The 16,218-nt window shown below is 50.0% G+C and carries 29 protein-coding genes; 28 read left to right on the top strand and 1 reads right to left on the bottom strand.

What is annotated here, in order from left to right; translation table 11 throughout:
* The first annotated feature begins 122 nt into the window (after nt 1–122).
* From AL515_RS22630 to bfr, 10 genes are all read left to right on the top strand, one after another.
* Nucleotides 123–845, top strand: coding sequence for a helix-turn-helix transcriptional regulator (locus AL515_RS22630; RefSeq protein WP_003023643.1), 723 nt, complete (start codon nt 123–125; stop codon nt 843–845).
* Nucleotides 845–1,231, top strand: a complete 387-nt coding sequence (gene tusD / locus AL515_RS22625) for a sulfurtransferase complex subunit TusD (RefSeq protein WP_061068722.1) — start codon at nt 845–847, stop codon at nt 1,229–1,231. The genes AL515_RS22630 and tusD overlap by 1 nt, the downstream gene beginning before the upstream one ends.
* Nucleotides 1,231–1,590 (top strand): sulfurtransferase complex subunit TusC, encoded by a 360-nt coding sequence (tusC, locus tag AL515_RS22620; RefSeq protein ID WP_061068721.1) that lies wholly within the window; start codon nt 1,231–1,233, stop codon nt 1,588–1,590. Before tusD ends, tusC begins: the two co-directional genes overlap by 1 nt.
* Nucleotides 1,591–1,597: 7 nt before the next feature.
* Nucleotides 1,598–1,885, top strand: a complete 288-nt coding sequence (gene tusB, locus AL515_RS22615; RefSeq protein WP_008786292.1) for a sulfurtransferase complex subunit TusB — start codon at nt 1,598–1,600, stop codon at nt 1,883–1,885.
* 125 nt (nt 1,886–2,010) lie between these two features.
* Nucleotides 2,011–2,385, top strand: a complete 375-nt coding sequence (gene rpsL, locus AL515_RS22610; RefSeq protein ID WP_003023654.1) for a 30S ribosomal protein S12 — start codon at nt 2,011–2,013, stop codon at nt 2,383–2,385.
* A 95-nt stretch (nt 2,386–2,480) separates the two neighbouring features.
* Nucleotides 2,481–2,951 carry a 30S ribosomal protein S7 gene (gene rpsG / locus AL515_RS22605; protein WP_003023657.1) on the top strand — a complete coding sequence of 157 codons (471 nt, stop codon included), beginning with the start codon at nt 2,481–2,483 and terminating at the stop codon, nt 2,949–2,951.
* 96 nt (nt 2,952–3,047) lie between these two features.
* The gene (gene fusA, locus AL515_RS22600) at nt 3,048–5,162 is read left to right on the top strand and encodes an elongation factor G (RefSeq protein ID WP_003023659.1); all 2,115 of its coding nucleotides are present in this window, start codon (nt 3,048–3,050) and stop codon (nt 5,160–5,162) included.
* 69 nt (nt 5,163–5,231) lie between these two features.
* On the top strand, nt 5,232–6,416 hold the full coding sequence (tuf, locus tag AL515_RS22595) for an elongation factor Tu (RefSeq protein ID WP_003031109.1): 1,185 nt from the start codon (nt 5,232–5,234) through the stop codon (nt 6,414–6,416).
* A gap of 185 nt (nt 6,417–6,601) precedes the next feature.
* Complete coding sequence (bfd, locus tag AL515_RS22585) at nt 6,602–6,796, top strand: bacterioferritin-associated ferredoxin (RefSeq protein ID WP_003031111.1); 195 nt, start codon at nt 6,602–6,604, stop codon at nt 6,794–6,796.
* A 71-nt stretch (nt 6,797–6,867) separates the two neighbouring features.
* Nucleotides 6,868–7,344 carry a bacterioferritin gene (gene bfr / locus AL515_RS22580; RefSeq protein WP_040232010.1) on the top strand — a complete coding sequence of 159 codons (477 nt, stop codon included), beginning with the start codon at nt 6,868–6,870 and terminating at the stop codon, nt 7,342–7,344.
* On the opposite strand, the gene AL515_RS22575 is transcribed toward bfr, so the two are convergent.
* On the bottom strand, nt 7,341–7,808 hold the full coding sequence (locus AL515_RS22575; RefSeq protein ID WP_061068720.1) for a prepilin peptidase: 468 nt from the start codon (nt 7,806–7,808) through the stop codon (nt 7,341–7,343). The genes bfr and AL515_RS22575 overlap by 4 nt on opposite strands.
* Nucleotides 7,809–8,188: 380 nt before the next feature.
* On the opposite strand from AL515_RS22575, the gene rpsJ reads away from it, so the two are divergent.
* From rpsJ to rplR, 18 genes are all read left to right on the top strand, one after another.
* Complete coding sequence (gene rpsJ, locus AL515_RS22570; protein WP_001181005.1) at nt 8,189–8,500, top strand: 30S ribosomal protein S10; 312 nt, start codon at nt 8,189–8,191, stop codon at nt 8,498–8,500.
* A gap of 32 nt (nt 8,501–8,532) precedes the next feature.
* Entirely contained in the window at nt 8,533–9,162 is a 630-nt protein-coding gene (gene rplC / locus AL515_RS22565) for a 50S ribosomal protein L3 (protein ID WP_003031117.1), read from the top strand.
* A gap of 10 nt (nt 9,163–9,172) precedes the next feature.
* Complete coding sequence (gene rplD / locus AL515_RS22560; RefSeq protein ID WP_003031119.1) at nt 9,173–9,778, top strand: 50S ribosomal protein L4; 606 nt, start codon at nt 9,173–9,175, stop codon at nt 9,776–9,778.
* Nucleotides 9,775–10,077 carry a 50S ribosomal protein L23 gene (gene rplW / locus AL515_RS22555; RefSeq protein ID WP_000617546.1) on the top strand — a complete coding sequence of 101 codons (303 nt, stop codon included), beginning with the start codon at nt 9,775–9,777 and terminating at the stop codon, nt 10,075–10,077. The genes rplD and rplW overlap by 4 nt, the downstream gene beginning before the upstream one ends.
* A gap of 17 nt (nt 10,078–10,094) precedes the next feature.
* Complete coding sequence (rplB, locus tag AL515_RS22550; RefSeq protein WP_000301869.1) at nt 10,095–10,916, top strand: 50S ribosomal protein L2; 822 nt, start codon at nt 10,095–10,097, stop codon at nt 10,914–10,916.
* A gap of 16 nt (nt 10,917–10,932) precedes the next feature.
* The gene (gene rpsS / locus AL515_RS22545) at nt 10,933–11,211 is read left to right on the top strand and encodes a 30S ribosomal protein S19 (protein ID WP_001138115.1); all 279 of its coding nucleotides are present in this window, start codon (nt 10,933–10,935) and stop codon (nt 11,209–11,211) included.
* A 14-nt stretch (nt 11,212–11,225) separates the two neighbouring features.
* Nucleotides 11,226–11,558 carry a 50S ribosomal protein L22 gene (rplV, locus tag AL515_RS22540; protein WP_000448832.1) on the top strand — a complete coding sequence of 111 codons (333 nt, stop codon included), beginning with the start codon at nt 11,226–11,228 and terminating at the stop codon, nt 11,556–11,558.
* 17 nt (nt 11,559–11,575) lie between these two features.
* Nucleotides 11,576–12,277 (top strand): 30S ribosomal protein S3, encoded by a 702-nt coding sequence (gene rpsC / locus AL515_RS22535; RefSeq protein ID WP_000529945.1) that lies wholly within the window; start codon nt 11,576–11,578, stop codon nt 12,275–12,277.
* Nucleotides 12,278–12,289: 12 nt separating this feature from the next.
* On the top strand, nt 12,290–12,700 hold the full coding sequence (rplP, locus tag AL515_RS22530; RefSeq protein WP_000941208.1) for a 50S ribosomal protein L16: 411 nt from the start codon (nt 12,290–12,292) through the stop codon (nt 12,698–12,700).
* Entirely contained in the window at nt 12,700–12,891 is a 192-nt protein-coding gene (rpmC, locus tag AL515_RS22525) for a 50S ribosomal protein L29 (protein WP_000644742.1), read from the top strand. Before rplP ends, rpmC begins: the two co-directional genes overlap by 1 nt.
* Nucleotides 12,891–13,145, top strand: coding sequence for a 30S ribosomal protein S17 (gene rpsQ, locus AL515_RS22520; RefSeq protein WP_003031120.1), 255 nt, complete (start codon nt 12,891–12,893; stop codon nt 13,143–13,145). Before rpmC ends, rpsQ begins: the two co-directional genes overlap by 1 nt.
* Before the next feature lie 163 nt (nt 13,146–13,308).
* Nucleotides 13,309–13,680: a 50S ribosomal protein L14 gene (gene rplN / locus AL515_RS22515; protein WP_000613954.1), complete on the top strand. Its 372-nt coding sequence runs from the start codon at nt 13,309–13,311 to the stop codon at nt 13,678–13,680.
* 10 nt (nt 13,681–13,690) lie between these two features.
* Nucleotides 13,691–14,005: a 50S ribosomal protein L24 gene (rplX, locus tag AL515_RS22510; protein ID WP_003031122.1), complete on the top strand. Its 315-nt coding sequence runs from the start codon at nt 13,691–13,693 to the stop codon at nt 14,003–14,005.
* A gap of 14 nt (nt 14,006–14,019) precedes the next feature.
* Nucleotides 14,020–14,559 (top strand): 50S ribosomal protein L5, encoded by a 540-nt coding sequence (rplE, locus tag AL515_RS22505; RefSeq protein ID WP_003031123.1) that lies wholly within the window; start codon nt 14,020–14,022, stop codon nt 14,557–14,559.
* Between the two features lie 14 nt (nt 14,560–14,573).
* Nucleotides 14,574–14,879: a 30S ribosomal protein S14 gene (rpsN, locus tag AL515_RS22500; RefSeq protein ID WP_003031125.1), complete on the top strand. Its 306-nt coding sequence runs from the start codon at nt 14,574–14,576 to the stop codon at nt 14,877–14,879.
* A 30-nt stretch (nt 14,880–14,909) separates the two neighbouring features.
* Nucleotides 14,910–15,302, top strand: a complete 393-nt coding sequence (gene rpsH / locus AL515_RS22495) for a 30S ribosomal protein S8 (protein WP_003031127.1) — start codon at nt 14,910–14,912, stop codon at nt 15,300–15,302.
* Nucleotides 15,303–15,314: 12 nt separating this feature from the next.
* Entirely contained in the window at nt 15,315–15,848 is a 534-nt protein-coding gene (gene rplF, locus AL515_RS22490) for a 50S ribosomal protein L6 (protein WP_048213523.1), read from the top strand.
* Nucleotides 15,849–15,857: 9 nt separating this feature from the next.
* Nucleotides 15,858–16,211 carry a 50S ribosomal protein L18 gene (gene rplR, locus AL515_RS22485; protein WP_000358960.1) on the top strand — a complete coding sequence of 118 codons (354 nt, stop codon included), beginning with the start codon at nt 15,858–15,860 and terminating at the stop codon, nt 16,209–16,211.
* Nucleotides 16,212–16,218: the final 7 nt, after the last annotated feature.

Below are 16,218 nucleotides of genomic sequence, written 5' to 3'. Positions count from 1 at the left end.
ACAGGATATAATTAATACTGGAAAGCGCCTTGTGCGCTGTATTACTTTAGATGCCCCTATAATAGTGATGAGCCTGCCCTGACAACATAACGACAGGCTCCTGAAAAGGAGTGCTTTTTTTCATGTCCAGGTCGCTTTTAACCAACGAAACCAGTGAGCTAGATTTGCTGGATCAACGTCCTTTCGATCAAACCGACTTCGATATCCTTAAATCCTATGAAGCGGTAGTGGACGGGTTGGCGATGCTCATTGGTTCCCATTGTGAAATCGTATTGCACTCTTTGCAGGATTTGAAATGCTCGGCCATTCGCATCGCTAACGGTGAACACACGGGCCGTAAAATTGGCTCGCCGATTACCGACCTTGCGTTGCGTATGCTGCATGATATGACGGGTGCGGATAGCAGCGTGTCGAAGTGTTATTTCACACGCGCGAAAAGCGGTGTCTTGATGAAGTCGGTGACGATTGCCATTCGCAACCGTGAGCATCGCGTGATTGGTCTGCTGTGCATCAACATGAACCTTGATGTTCCTTTCTCGCAGATAATGAATACCTTTATCCCGCCGGAGACCCCGGAAGTGGGATCAGCCGTGAACTTCGCGTCCTCAGTCGAAGATCTGGTGACGCAGACGCTGGAGTTCACCATTGAAGAAGTGAACGCCGATCGTAATGTCTCCAACAATGCCAAGAATCGTCAGATTGTCCTGAACCTGTATGAGAAAGGGATCTTCGATATTAAAGATGCGATCAATCAGGTCGCCGATCGTCTGAACATCTCTAAGCACACGGTCTACCTCTATATTCGCCAGTTCAAAAGCGGTGATTTCCAGGGGCAAGATAAGTAATGCGTTTTGCCATCATGGTAACCGGGCCCGCCTACGGCACACAGCAAGCGAGTAGCGCATTGCAATTTGCGCATGCGCTACTCGAAGAAGGACACAAGTTGTGTAGCGTTTTCTTTTATCGTGAGGGCGTGTATAACGCGAACGTTCTGACATCGCCCGCCAGTGATGAATTTGATTTAGTTCGAGCCTGGCAAAAGCTTCACCAACAGCATGGTGTGGCGCTGAATATCTGTGTTGCGGCAGCCTTGCGGCGTGGTGTTGTTGATGAGACTGAAGCAACACGGCTAGGGTTGTCTGGTGCTAATTTACAATCAGGATTTACTCTCAGCGGTCTTGGATCGCTGGCTGAAGCATCCCTGACGTGCGATCGCGTGGTGCAGTTTTAATGAAACGTGTTGCCCTTGTTTTTTCTACTGTGCCGCACGGCAGCGCATCCGGCCGCGAAGGACTGGATGCTTTACTGGCGACATCTGCATTAACGGAAGATCTCGGCGTGTTCTTTATCGGTGATGGTGTCTTCCAGATCCTCCAGGGTCAACAACCGGATGTCGTTCTGGCGCGAGACTATATTGCTACTTTCAAACTGTTAGGATTGTACGATATAGAACAATGCTGGCTTTGTGCGGCCTCATTGCGTGAGCGAGGCCTGGCAGAGGGGGCGAATTTTGTGGTTGATGCGACGGCGCTTGAACCGGAAGATTTACGCCGTGAGTTAGGCAACTTTGACGTCATTTTAAGGTTTTGAGACTCTCATGCTGCACACACTACATCGCTCCGCGTGGCTTACCGATTTCTCCTCTCTTCTTCGCCTGGTAGATAAAGACGATGAGCTTTTATTGCTCCAGGATGGCGTGACGGCAGCAATCGAAGGAAGCCGTTTCCTTGAAAGTCTGCAAAATGCCTCCATTAAGGTCTATGTACTGGAAGAAGACATTAAGGCTCGCGGGTTGAGTGGTCAAATTTCAGACAGTGTCGTCAGGGTTAGCTATACTGACTTCGTCAGACTTACGGTGAAGCATCCCAGCCAGATGTCCTGGTAATTGTGGGATCGTTGTATATTTCTTGACACCTTTTCGACACCGACCTAAAATTCTGCGTCCTCATATTGTATGAGGTCGTTTTATTACGTGTTTACGAAGCAAAAGCTAAAACCAGGAGCTATTTAATGGCAACAGTTAACCAGCTGGTACGCAAACCACGTGCACGCAAAGTTGCAAAAAGCAACGTGCCTGCGCTGGAAGCATGCCCGCAGAAACGTGGCGTATGTACTCGTGTATATACTACCACTCCTAAAAAACCGAACTCCGCACTGCGTAAAGTTTGCCGTGTTCGTCTGACTAACGGTTTTGAAGTGACTTCCTACATCGGTGGTGAAGGTCACAACCTGCAGGAGCACTCCGTGATCCTGATCCGTGGCGGTCGTGTAAAAGACCTCCCGGGTGTTCGTTACCACACCGTTCGTGGTGCGCTTGACTGCTCCGGCGTTAAAGACCGTAAGCAATCACGCTCCAAGTATGGCGTGAAACGTCCTAAGGCTTAATGGTTCTCCGTTAAGTAAGGCCAAACGTTTTATATTAATGTCAAACTAAACTCTTAGAGTTTTGGACAATCCTGAATTAACAACGGAGTATTTCCATGCCACGTCGTCGCGTCATTGGTCAGCGTAAAATTCTGCCGGATCCGAAGTTCGGATCAGAACTGCTGGCTAAATTTGTAAATATCCTGATGGTAGATGGTAAAAAATCTACTGCCGAAACTATCGTATACAGCGCGCTGGAGACCCTGGCTCAGCGTTCTGGTAAAAACGAACTGGAAGCTTTCGAAGTAGCTCTCGAAAACGTGCGCCCGACTGTCGAAGTTAAGTCTCGCCGCGTTGGTGGTTCTACTTATCAGGTACCAGTTGAAGTCCGTCCGGTCCGTCGTAATGCTCTGGCAATGCGTTGGATCGTTGAAGCTGCTCGTAAACGCGGTGATAAATCCATGGCTCTGCGCCTGGCGAACGAACTTTCTGATGCTGCAGAAAACAAAGGTACTGCAGTTAAGAAACGTGAAGACGTTCACCGTATGGCAGAAGCCAACAAGGCGTTCGCACACTACCGTTGGTAATCCCTTCGGAGTTTTAGTCACCAGGCGGGCGCTTCTAGTAAGCAGCCCGCTTTGGGCTACTTAAATTGAACGCCTAAAAGATAAACGAGGAATCAAATGGCTCGTACAACACCCATCGCGCGCTACCGTAACATCGGTATCAGTGCGCACATCGACGCCGGTAAAACCACTACTACCGAACGTATTCTGTTCTACACCGGTGTAAACCATAAAATCGGTGAAGTTCATGACGGCGCAGCCACCATGGACTGGATGGAGCAGGAGCAGGAGCGTGGTATTACTATCACCTCCGCAGCGACTACTGCATTCTGGTCTGGTATGGCTAAGCAGTACGAACCGCATCGCGTAAACATCATCGACACCCCGGGGCACGTTGACTTCACAATCGAAGTAGAACGTTCCATGCGTGTGCTTGATGGTGCAGTAATGGTTTACTGCGCAGTTGGTGGTGTTCAGCCTCAGTCTGAAACCGTATGGCGTCAGGCAAACAAATATAAAGTTCCGCGCATTGCGTTCGTTAACAAAATGGACCGTATGGGTGCGAACTTCCTGAAAGTTGTTGGTCAGATCAAAACCCGTCTGGGCGCGAACCCTGTTCCGCTGCAGCTGGCAATTGGCGCTGAAGAAGCGTTCACCGGTGTTGTTGACCTGGTGAAAATGAAAGCCATCAACTGGAACGAAGAAGATGCAGGCGTAACCTTCACTTATGAAGATATCCCGGCTGACATGCAGGAACTGGCTGAAGAATGGCACCAGAACCTGATCGAGTCCGCTGCGGAAGCTTCAGAAGAGCTGATGGAGAAATACCTGGGTGGTGAAGAACTGACTGAAGAAGAGATCAAAAAAGCTCTGCGTCAGCGTGTTCTGAACAACGAAATCATCCTGGTAACCTGTGGTTCTGCGTTCAAGAACAAAGGTGTTCAGGCGATGCTGGATGCGGTAATTGATTACCTGCCATCCCCAGTCGACGTACCTGCGATCAACGGTATTCTGGACGACGGTAAAGATACTCCTGCTGAGCGTCATGCTAGCGATGACGAGCCGTTTGCTGCTCTGGCATTCAAAATCGCTACCGACCCGTTCGTGGGTAACCTGACCTTCTTCCGCGTGTACTCTGGTGTGGTTAACTCCGGTGACACCATCCTGAACTCCGTGAAAACTGCACGTGAACGTTTCGGCCGTATCGTACAGATGCACGCTAACAAACGTGAAGAGATCAAAGAAGTTCGCGCGGGCGATATCGCTGCTGCTATCGGTCTGAAAGACGTGACCACTGGTGACACTCTGTGTGACCCGGATCACCCGATCATTCTGGAACGTATGGAATTCCCTGAGCCGGTAATTTCCATCGCGGTAGAACCGAAAACCAAAGCTGACCAGGAAAAAATGGGTCTGGCTCTGGGCCGTCTGGCTAAAGAAGACCCGTCATTCCGCGTATGGACTGACGAAGAATCTAACCAGACCATTATCGCTGGTATGGGTGAGCTGCACCTCGACATCATCGTTGACCGTATGAAGCGTGAATTCAACGTTGAAGCGAACGTCGGTAAACCTCAGGTTGCTTACCGTGAAGCGATTCGCGCGAAAGTTACCGATATCGAAGGTAAACACGCTAAGCAGTCTGGTGGTCGCGGTCAGTACGGTCATGTTGTTATCGACATGTACCCGCTGGAGCCGGGTTCAAACCCGAAAGGCTACGAGTTCATCAACGACATCAAAGGTGGTGTAATTCCTGGCGAATACATCCCGGCCGTTGATAAAGGCATCCAGGAACAGCTGAAATCTGGCCCGCTGGCTGGTTACCCGGTTGTTGATCTGGGCGTGCGTCTGCACTTCGGTTCTTACCATGACGTTGACTCCTCTGAGCTGGCGTTTAAACTGGCCGCTTCTATCGCCTTCAAAGATGGCTTTAAGAAAGCGAAACCAGTTCTGCTTGAGCCTATCATGAAGGTTGAAGTAGAGACTCCGGAAGAGAACACCGGTGACGTAATCGGTGACTTGAGCCGCCGTCGTGGTATGCTTCGTGGTCAGGAATCCAACGTCACTGGCGTTGTTATCCATGCTGAAGTTCCGCTGTCTGAAATGTTCGGATATGCAACCCAGCTGCGTTCTCTGACCAAAGGCCGTGCTTCTTACTCCATGGAGTTCCTGAAGTACGACGATGCGCCGAACAACGTTGCTCAGGCCGTTATTGAAGCCCGTGGTAAATAATCCACAGGATTAAAACCTAAGTCCCGTGCTCTCTCCATAGGGGAGAGCACTATAGTAAGGAATATAGCCGTGTCTAAAGAAAAATTTGAACGTACAAAACCGCACGTTAACGTCGGCACCATCGGCCACGTTGACCACGGTAAAACTACCCTGACCGCTGCAATCACTACCGTACTGGCTAAAACCTACGGCGGTGCTGCTCGTGCATTCGACCAGATCGATAACGCGCCGGAAGAAAAAGCTCGTGGTATCACCATCAACACTTCTCACGTTGAATATGACACCCCGACTCGCCACTACGCACACGTAGACTGCCCGGGCCACGCCGACTATGTTAAAAACATGATCACCGGTGCTGCGCAGATGGACGGCGCGATCCTGGTTGTTGCTGCGACTGACGGCCCGATGCCGCAGACTCGTGAGCACATCCTGCTGGGTCGTCAGGTAGGCGTTCCGTACATCATCGTGTTCCTGAACAAATGCGACATGGTTGATGACGAAGAGCTGCTGGAACTGGTAGAAATGGAAGTTCGTGAACTTCTGTCTCAGTACGATTTCCCGGGCGACGACACTCCGATCGTTCGTGGTTCTGCTCTGAAAGCGCTGGAAGGCGAAGCAGAGTGGGAAGCGAAAATCATCGAACTGGCTGGCTTCCTGGATTCTTACATCCCGGAACCAGAACGTGCTATCGATAAGCCGTTCCTGCTGCCAATCGAAGACGTATTCTCCATCTCCGGTCGTGGTACCGTTGTTACCGGTCGTGTAGAACGCGGTATCATCAAAGTTGGTGAAGAAGTTGAAATCGTTGGTATCAAAGAGACTGCCAAGTCTACCTGTACCGGCGTTGAAATGTTCCGCAAACTGCTGGACGAAGGCCGTGCTGGTGAGAACGTTGGTGTTCTGCTGCGTGGTATCAAACGTGAAGAAATCGAACGTGGTCAGGTACTGGCTAAGCCGGGCTCTATCAAGCCGCACACCAAGTTCGAATCTGAAGTGTACATTCTGTCCAAAGACGAAGGCGGCCGTCATACTCCGTTCTTCAAAGGCTACCGTCCGCAGTTCTACTTCCGTACTACTGACGTGACGGGTACCATCGAACTGCCGGAAGGCGTAGAGATGGTAATGCCGGGCGACAACATCAAAATGGTTGTTACCCTGATCCACCCGATCGCGATGGATGACGGTCTGCGTTTCGCAATCCGTGAAGGCGGCCGTACTGTAGGTGCGGGCGTTGTTGCTAAAGTAATGAGCTAATTATTGATTAATTGGCTTTGAGCTTAAAAAGGGCGCTTAGGCGCCCTTTTTGCTGCCTGCAATTTAGTAGCTGTCATATTTATTCGCATTTTTTATTCATTCTCCCGCCGCGTAAATAGCGTTGTGCTATTGTAATCATAACTATTCTCATTTACACTTTGCGCAGAAATTGAACGGGAGCGATCATGTACGTTTGTTTGTGTAATGCGATAAGTGATAAAAAAATTCGTCAGGCTGTTCGCCAGTTTCATCCTCAGTCCTTTCAGCAATTACGTAAGTTTATTCCTGTTGGAAATCAGTGCGGTAAGTGCATTCGTGCTGCGCGTGAAGTCATGCAGGATGAATTAACTCAAATGCCAGAATTTAAAGAGATCGCCTAAGTCACACTCTTTTTTTTGACATCCCTGTAGCCCCATCTACGCTCTAAGAGTGGAAGCGGAGGGACTATAAAATGAAAGGTGATGTTAAAATCATAAATTATCTCAATAAACTATTGGGAAATGAGCTTGTCGCAATCAACCAGTATTTTCTCCATGCCCGTATGTTTAAAAACTGGGGACTGACTCGCCTCAATGATGTTGAGTACCATGAATCAATAGATGAGATGAAACACGCTGATAAATATATTGAGCGTATTTTATTCTTAGAAGGTCTCCCAAACTTACAAGATCTAGGTAAGTTGGGGATTGGTGAAGATGTTGAAGAGATGCTGCAATCCGATCTTCGACTCGAGCTTGATGGTGCGAAAGATTTACGCGAAGCCATTGCTTACGCCGATAGCGTTCATGACTATGTTAGTCGGGACATGATGATTGAGATCCTGACCGAAGAAGAAGGGCATATCGATTGGCTCGAAACGGAGTTGGATCTGATTGGAAAACTTGGATTGCAAAACTATCTGCAATCGCAAATTAAGGTCAGCGACTAACCGCCCTGTATCAGATTTAGCCAGCCAACAACAAAACCCGCAGCCGCCAGATATGGCCCAAAAGGCAGCGGGTTTTTTAGTTTCTTTTTTCCATGCGTTATAAATGCTACACCTGTAATGCAGCAAGCCAGCCCGGCGGCAAGTAAGATCAACAGAGGTAATGAGTCCCATCGATGCCACGCGCCAAGTGCGGCGAGAAATTTTACGTCTCCATAGCCTAATCCTTCTTGATGCCATGCCAGGCGGTATCCCCAATAGAACAGAGAAAATACACCATACCCTGCAATGGCTCCCCAAAGTGCATCGGACAACTGTGTGGGGTTGCAACATTGATGAAAAAGAAGACCACTCCAGAGAAGAGGGCAGGTGAATTTGTCGGGCAATAGGCCAGTACGCAAATCCTGAACCCCAAGCAGTCCGGATAGAGAGATATAAATCAGCAAAAAGGGAAGTTCAGTATTCATGCCTCAATCCGGTGCGAGAAAGAGCTAACTATCAGGTAAGTAGCGCTAACTGCACAACGCCCGAATATCCATTTTGCTGGCGTCTTTCCAGGGAATTTGCGTCGCGTAAAAGCGTATACAATCAGAGTGGGATAGCACTCGCATCTGCGTAAGAGTGATTAATTTCTACGCGGCACTTGCTTAAGGCTGAGATTTACGTATAATGCGCGGGCTTGTCTAATATTGACAGCGGTTCGATATGAGCCACCGGTAATGCGAAAGCAATACCAGACAATGTTCCCAATCGGGGAACTCTGTAAGAACGGTTACACTCTCCCATCAATCGTAATGGGTTTGAGGAGTAACTATTTCGTCTATAAAATAATTGGAGCTCTGGTCTCATGCAGAACCAAAGAATCCGTATCCGTTTGAAAGCGTTTGATCATCGTCTGATCGATCAATCAACCGCGGAAATCGTCGAGACTGCCAAGCGCACTGGTGCGCAGGTTCGTGGTCCGATCCCGCTGCCGACCCGCAAAGAGCGTTTCACCGTTCTGATCTCCCCGCACGTCAACAAAGACGCGCGTGATCAGTACGAGATCCGTACTCACAAGCGTCTGGTTGACATCGTTGAGCCAACTGAAAAAACCGTTGATGCTCTGATGCGTCTGGACCTGGCTGCCGGTGTAGACGTGCAGATCAGCCTGGGTTAATCAGGTCATCGAGCGATTGAGAGGTTGATACAATGATTGGTTTAGTCGGTAAAAAAGTGGGTATGACCCGCATCTTCACTGAAGATGGCGTATCTATCCCAGTAACCGTTATCGAAGTTGAAGCAAACCGCGTTACTCAGGTTAAAGATCTGGCTAACGATGGCTATCGCGCTGTTCAGGTTACCACCGGTGCTAAAAAAGCTAACCGCGTAACTAAGCCGGAAGCTGGCCACTTTGCTAAAGCTGGCGTAGAAGCTGGCCGCGGCCTGTGGGAGTTCCGTCTGGCAGATGGTGAAGAATACACCGTTGGTCAGAACATTAGCGTTGAACTGTTTGCTGACGTTAAAAAAGTTGACGTAACCGGTACCTCTAAAGGTAAAGGTTTCGCTGGTACCGTTAAGCGCTGGAACTTCCGTACCCAGGACGCTACTCACGGTAACTCCTTGTCTCACCGCGTTCCGGGTTCTATCGGTCAGAACCAGACTCCGGGCAAAGTGTTCAAAGGCAAGAAAATGGCAGGTCAGCTGGGCAACGAACGTGTAACCGTTCAGAGCCTGGACGTAGTACGTGTTGACGCTGAGCGCAACCTGCTGCTGGTTAAAGGTGGTGTTCCGGGTGCGACCGGTTGCGACCTGATCGTTAAACCAGCTGTGAAGGCGTAAGGGGATAGCAATGGAATTAGTATTGAAAGACGCGCAGAGCGCGCTGACTGTTTCCGAAACTACCTTCGGTCGTGATTTCAACGAAGCGCTGGTTCACCAGGTTGTTGTTGCTTATGCAGCTGGTGCTCGTCAGGGTACTCGTGCTCAGAAGACTCGTGCTGAAGTAACTGGTTCAGGCAAAAAGCCGTGGCGCCAGAAAGGTACCGGCCGTGCGCGTTCAGGTTCTATCAAGAGCCCGATCTGGCGTTCAGGTGGCGTGACCTTCGCTGCTCGTCCACAGGACCACAGTCAAAAAGTAAACAAAAAGATGTACCGCGGCGCGCTGAAAAGCATTCTGTCCGAACTGGTACGTCAGGATCGTCTGATCGTTGTCGAATCATTCTCTGTTGAAGCGCCTAAAACTAAGCTGCTGGCACAGAAACTGAAAGACATGGCTCTGGAAGATGTGCTGATCATCACCGGTGAGCTGGACGAGAACCTGTTCCTGGCTGCGCGCAACCTGCACAAGGTTGACGTACGCGATGCAACTGGTATCGACCCGGTTAGCCTGATCGCCTTCGACAAAGTCGTAATGACTGCTGATGCTGTTAAGCAAGTTGAGGAGATGCTGGCATGATTCGTGAAGAACGTCTGCTGAAAGTGCTGCGCGCACCGCACGTTTCTGAAAAAGCGTCTACTGCGATGGAAAAAACTAACACCATCGTTCTCAAAGTTGCTAAAGACGCGACCAAAGCAGAAATCAAAGCTGCTGTGCAGAAACTGTTTGAAGTCGAAGTCGAAGTCGTTAACACCCTGGTAGTTAAAGGGAAAGTTAAACGTCACGGACAGCGTATCGGTCGTCGTAGCGACTGGAAAAAAGCTTACGTCACCCTGAAGGAAGGCCAGAATCTGGACTTCGTCGGCGGCGCTGAGTAAGTCGGAGGAGTAATACAATGGCAGTTGTTAAATGTAAACCGACATCTCCGGGTCGTCGCCACGTTGTTAAAGTGGTCAACCCAGAGCTGCACAAGGGCAAACCTTTTGCTCCGCTGGTTGAAAAAAACAGCAAATCCGGTGGTCGTAACAACAATGGCCGCATCACCACTCGTCACATCGGTGGTGGTCACAAGCAGGCTTATCGTATTGTTGACTTCAAACGCAACAAAGACGGTATCCCGGCAGTTGTTGAACGTCTTGAGTACGATCCGAACCGCTCCGCGAACATCGCGCTGGTTCTGTACAAAGACGGTGAACGCCGTTACATCCTGGCCCCTAAAGGCCTGAAAGCTGGCGACCAGATTCAATCTGGCGTTGATGCTGCAATCAAAGCAGGTAACACCCTGCCGATGCGCAATATCCCGGTTGGTTCTACCGTTCATAACGTAGAAATGAAACCAGGTAAAGGCGGTCAGCTGGCACGTTCCGCTGGTACTTACGTTCAGATCGTTGCTCGTGATGGTGCTTATGTCACCCTGCGTCTGCGTTCTGGTGAAATGCGTAAAGTCGAAGCAGATTGCCGTGCAACTCTGGGCGAAGTTGGCAATGCTGAGCATATGCTGCGCGTTCTGGGTAAAGCAGGTGCTGCACGCTGGCGTGGTGTTCGTCCTACCGTTCGCGGTACTGCGATGAACCCAGTCGACCACCCACATGGTGGTGGTGAAGGTCGTAACTTTGGTAAGCACCCGGTAACTCCGTGGGGCGTTCAGACCAAAGGTAAGAAGACCCGCAGCAACAAGCGTACTGATAAATTCATCGTACGTCGCCGTAGCAAATAATTTTAGAGGATAAGCCATGCCACGTTCTCTCAAGAAAGGTCCTTTTATTGACCTGCACTTGCTGAAGAAGGTAGAGAAAGCGGTGGAAAGCGGAGACAAGAAGCCCCTGCGCACTTGGTCCCGTCGTTCAACGATCTTTCCTAACATGATCGGTTTGACCATCGCTGTCCATAATGGTCGTCAGCACGTTCCGGTATTTGTTTCCGACGAAATGGTCGGTCACAAACTGGGTGAATTCGCACCGACTCGTACTTATCGCGGCCACGCTGCTGATAAAAAAGCGAAGAAGAAATAAGGTAGGAGGAAGAGATGGAAACTTTAGCTCAACATCGCCATGCTCGTTCTTCTGCTCAGAAGGTTCGCCTTGTTGCAGACCTGATTCGCGGTAAGAAAGTGTCGCAGGCCCTTGATATTCTGACCTACACCAATAAGAAAGCGGCTGTACTGGTTAAGAAAGTCCTGGAATCTGCCATTGCTAACGCTGAACACAACGATGGCGCTGACATTGACGATCTGAAAGTTACGAAAATTTTCGTAGACGAAGGCCCGAGCATGAAGCGCATTATGCCGCGTGCAAAAGGTCGTGCAGATCGCATCCTGAAGCGCACCAGCCACATTACTGTGGTTGTGTCCGATCGCTGAGACTCTGGAGACTAGCAATGGGTCAGAAAGTACATCCTAATGGTATTCGCCTGGGTATTGTAAAACCATGGAACTCAACCTGGTTTGCGAACACCAAAGAATTCGCTGACAACCTGGACAGCGATTTTAAAGTACGTCAGTACCTGACTAAGGAACTGGCGAAAGCGTCTGTATCTCGTATCGTTATCGAGCGTCCGGCTAAGAGCATCCGTGTGACCATTCACACTGCTCGCCCGGGTATTGTTATCGGTAAGAAAGGCGAAGACGTAGAAAAACTGCGCAAAGTCGTAGCGGATATTGCTGGCGTTCCTGCTCAGATCAATATCGCCGAAGTGCGTAAGCCTGAACTGGACGCAAAATTGGTTGCTGACAGCATCACTTCTCAGCTGGAACGTCGCGTTATGTTCCGTCGTGCTATGAAGCGTGCTGTACAGAACGCAATGCGTCTGGGCGCTAAAGGTATCAAAGTTGAAGTTAGCGGCCGTCTGGGCGGCGCGGAAATCGCACGTACCGAATGGTACCGCGAAGGTCGCGTACCTCTGCACACTCTGCGTGCTGACATCGACTACAACACCTCTGAAGCGCACACCACTTACGGTGTAATCGGCGTTAAAGTGTGGATCTTCAAAGGCGAGATCCTGGGTGGTATGGCTGCTGTTGAACAACCGGAAAAACCGGCTGCACAACCTAAAAAGCAGCAGCGTAAAGGCCGTAAATAAGGAGCGTCGCTGATGTTACAACCAAAGCGTACAAAATTCCGTAAAATGCACAAAGGCCGTAACCGCGGTCTGGCTGCTGGCGCGGATGTTAGCTTCGGCAGCTTCGGTCTGAAAGCTGTTGGCCGTGGTCGTCTGACTGCCCGTCAGATCGAAGCAGCACGTCGTGCTATGACCCGTGCAGTTAAGCGTCAAGGTAAGATCTGGATCCGTGTATTCCCGGACAAACCGATCACTGAAAAGCCGCTGGCAGTGCGTATGGGTAAAGGTAAAGGTAACGTAGAGTATTGGGTTGCCTTGATTCAGCCGGGTAAAGTCCTGTATGAAATGGACGGCGTACCGGAAGAGCTGGCCCGTGAAGCATTCAAGCTGGCAGCAGCGAAACTGCCGATTAAAACCACCTTTGTAACTAAGACGGTGATGTAATGAAAGCAAAAGAGCTGCGTGAGAAGAGTGTTGAAGAGCTGAACACCGAGCTGCTGAATCTGCTGCGTGAGCAGTTCAACCTGCGTATGCAGGCTGCAAGTGGCCAGCTGCAACAGTCTCACCTGTTGAAGCAAGTGCGTCGTGACGTCGCACGCGTTAAGACTTTACTGACTGAGAAGGCGGGTGCGTAATGACCGATAAAATCCGTACTCTGCAAGGTCGCGTTGTTAGCGATAAAATGGAGAAATCCATCGTTGTTGCTATCGAACGTTTTGTGAAACACCCGATCTACGGTAAATTCATTAAGCGTACGACCAAACTGCACGTACATGACGAGAACAACGAATGCGGTACTGGTGACGTGGTTGAAATCCGCGAATGCCGTCCGCTGTCCAAGACCAAGTCCTGGACGCTGGTTCGCGTTGTAGAGAAAGCCGTTCTGTAATACAGTAGGCATTCTCAACGAATAAACGGCTCAGCGATGAGCCGTTTATTTTTTCTACCCATATCGTTGAAGCGGTGTTATAATGCCGCGCCCCCGATATGGGGCTTTTTTAACGACCTGATTTTCGGGTCTCAGTAGTAGTTGACATTAGCGGAGCACTAAAATGATCCAAGAACAGACTATGCTGAACGTCGCCGACAACTCCGGTGCACGTCGCGTAATGTGTATCAAGGTTCTGGGTGGCTCGCACCGTCGCTACGCAGGCGTCGGCGATATCATCAAGATCACCATCAAGGAAGCAATTCCGCGTGGTAAGGTCAAAAAAGGTGATGTGCTGAAGGCGGTAGTGGTGCGCACCAAGAAGGGTGTTCGTCGCCCGGACGGTTCTGTCATTCGCTTCGATGGAAATGCATGCGTTATTTTAAACAATAACAGCGAGCAACCTATCGGTACGCGTATTTTTGGGCCGGTAACTCGTGAACTTCGTAACGAGAAGTTCATGAAAATTATCTCTCTGGCACCAGAAGTACTCTAAGGAGCGAATCATGGCAGCGAAGATCCGTCGTGATGACGAAGTTATCGTGTTAACCGGTAAAGATAAAGGTAAACGCGGTAAAGTTAAGAATGTCCTGTCTTCCGGCAAGGTCATTGTTGAAGGTATCAACCTGGTTAAGAAACATCAGAAGCCGGTTCCGGCCCTGAACCAACCAGGCGGCATCGTAGAGAAAGAAGCAGCTATTCAGATCTCTAACCTTGCTATCTTCAACGCGGCAACCGGCAAGGCTGACCGTGTAGGCTTTAGATTCGAAGACGGCAAAAAAGTCCGTTTCTTTAAATCTAACAGCGAAACTATCAAGTAATTTGGAGTAGTACGATGGCGAAACTGCATGATTACTACAAAGACGAAGTAGTCGCTAAACTCATGACTGAGTTTAACTACAATTCTGTCATGCAAGTCCCTCGGGTCGAGAAGATCACCCTGAACATGGGTGTTGGTGAAGCGATCGCTGACAAGAAACTGCTGGATAACGCAGCAGCTGACCTGACAGCAATCTCCGGTCAAAAACCGCTGATCACCAAAGCACGCAAATCTGTTGCAGGCTTCAAAATCCGTCAGGGCTATCCGATCGGCTGTAAAGTAACTCTGCGTGGCGAACGCATGTGGGAGTTCTTTGAGCGCCTGATCACTATTGCTGTTCCACGTATCCGTGACTTCCGTGGCTTGTCCGCTAAGTCTTTCGACGGTCGTGGTAACTACAGCATGGGTGTCCGTGAGCAGATCATCTTCCCAGAAATCGACTACGATAAAGTCGACCGCGTGCGTGGTTTGGATATTACCATTACCACTACTGCGAAATCTGACGAAGAAGGCCGTGCTCTGCTGGCTGCCTTTGACTTCCCGTTCCGCAAGTAAGGTAGGGTTACTGAATGGCTAAGCAATCAATGAAAGCACGCGAAGTAAAGCGCGTAGCTTTAGCTGATAAGTACTTCGCAAAACGCGCTGAACTGAAAGCTATTATCTCTGATGTGAACGCGACCGACGAAGATCGTTGGAACGCAGTTCTCAAGCTGCAGTCTCTGCCGCGTGATTCCAGCCCGTCCCGTCAGCGTAACCGCTGCCGTCAAACAGGTCGTCCGCATGGCTATGTGGGCAAGTTCGGGTTGAGCCGTATCAAACTGCGTGAAGCCGCCATGCGCGGTGAAGTACCAGGCTTGAAAAAGGCTAGCTGGTAATTACCAATTGAATCACGGGAGTAAAGACAGATGAGCATGCAAGATCCGATCGCGGATATGCTGACCCGTATCCGTAACGGTCAGGCCGCGAATAAAGCTGCGGTCACCATGCCTTCCTCCAAGCTGAAAGTGGCAATTGCCAACGTGCTGAAGGAAGAAGGTTTTATTGAAGATTTTAAAGTTGAAGGCGACACCAAGCCGGAACTGGAACTTACTCTCAAGTATTTCCAGGGTAAAGCTGTTGTAGAAAGCATTCAGCGTGTCAGTCGCCCAGGTCTGCGCATTTATAAGCGTAAAGACGAGCTGCCGAAAGTTATGGCTGGCATGGGTATCGCAGTTGTTTCTACCTCTAAAGGTGTTATGACTGATCGTGCAGCGCGCCAGGCTGGTCTTGGTGGCGAAATTATCTGCTACGTAGCCTAATCGGAGGAAAAAATGTCTCGTGTTGCTAAAGCACCGGTCGTTATTCCTGCCGGCGTTGATGTAAAAATCAACGGTCAGGTTATTACGATCAAAGGTAAAAACGGCGAGCTGACTCGTACTCTCAACGATGCTGTTGCAGTAAATCATGCAGATAATGCACTGACCTTCGGTCCGCGTGATGGTTACGCAGATGGATGGGCTCAGGCTGGTACCGCGCGTGCCCTGCTGAACTCAATGGTTGTCGGTGTTACCGAAGGCTTCACTAAGAAGCTTCAGCTGGTTGGTGTAGGTTATCGTGCAGCGGTTAAAGGGAATGTAGTAAACCTGGCTTTAGGTTTCTCTCACCCAGTTGACCATCAGCTGCCTGCGGGAATCACTGCAGAATGTCCGACTCAGACTGAGATCGTGCTGAAAGGCGCTGATAAACAGCTGATCGGTCAGGTTGCAGCAGATCTGCGCGCCTACCGTCGTCCTGAGCCTTATAAAGGCAAGGGTGTTCGTTACGCCGACGAAGTCGTGCGTACCAAAGAGGCTAAGAAGAAGTAAGGTAACACTATGGATAAGAAATCTGCTCGTATCCGTCGTGCGACCCGCGCACGCCGCAAGCTCCAGGAGCTGGGTGCAACTCGCCTGGTGGTACATCGTACCCCGCGTCATATTTACGCACAGGTAATTGCACCGAACGGTTCTGAAGTTCTGGTAGCTGCTTCTACTGTAGAAAAAGCTATCGCTGAACAATTGAAGTACACCGGTAACAAAGACGCTGCTGCAGCTGTAGGTAAAGCTGTTGCTGAACGCGCTCTGGAAAAAGGCATCAAAGATGTATCCTTTGACCGTTCCGGGTTCCAATATCATGGTCGTGTCCAGGCACTGGCAGATGCTGCCCGTGAAGCTGGCCTTCAGTTCTAAGGTAGAG

This window comes from Citrobacter sp. FDAARGOS_156 (assembly GCF_001559235.2).
In the GTDB taxonomy this organism is placed as follows: domain Bacteria; phylum Pseudomonadota; class Gammaproteobacteria; order Enterobacterales; family Enterobacteriaceae; genus Citrobacter; species Citrobacter youngae.
The sequence above is the reverse complement of the archived record's forward strand: the minus strand, read 5'-3'. Positions and strand labels throughout refer to the sequence as shown.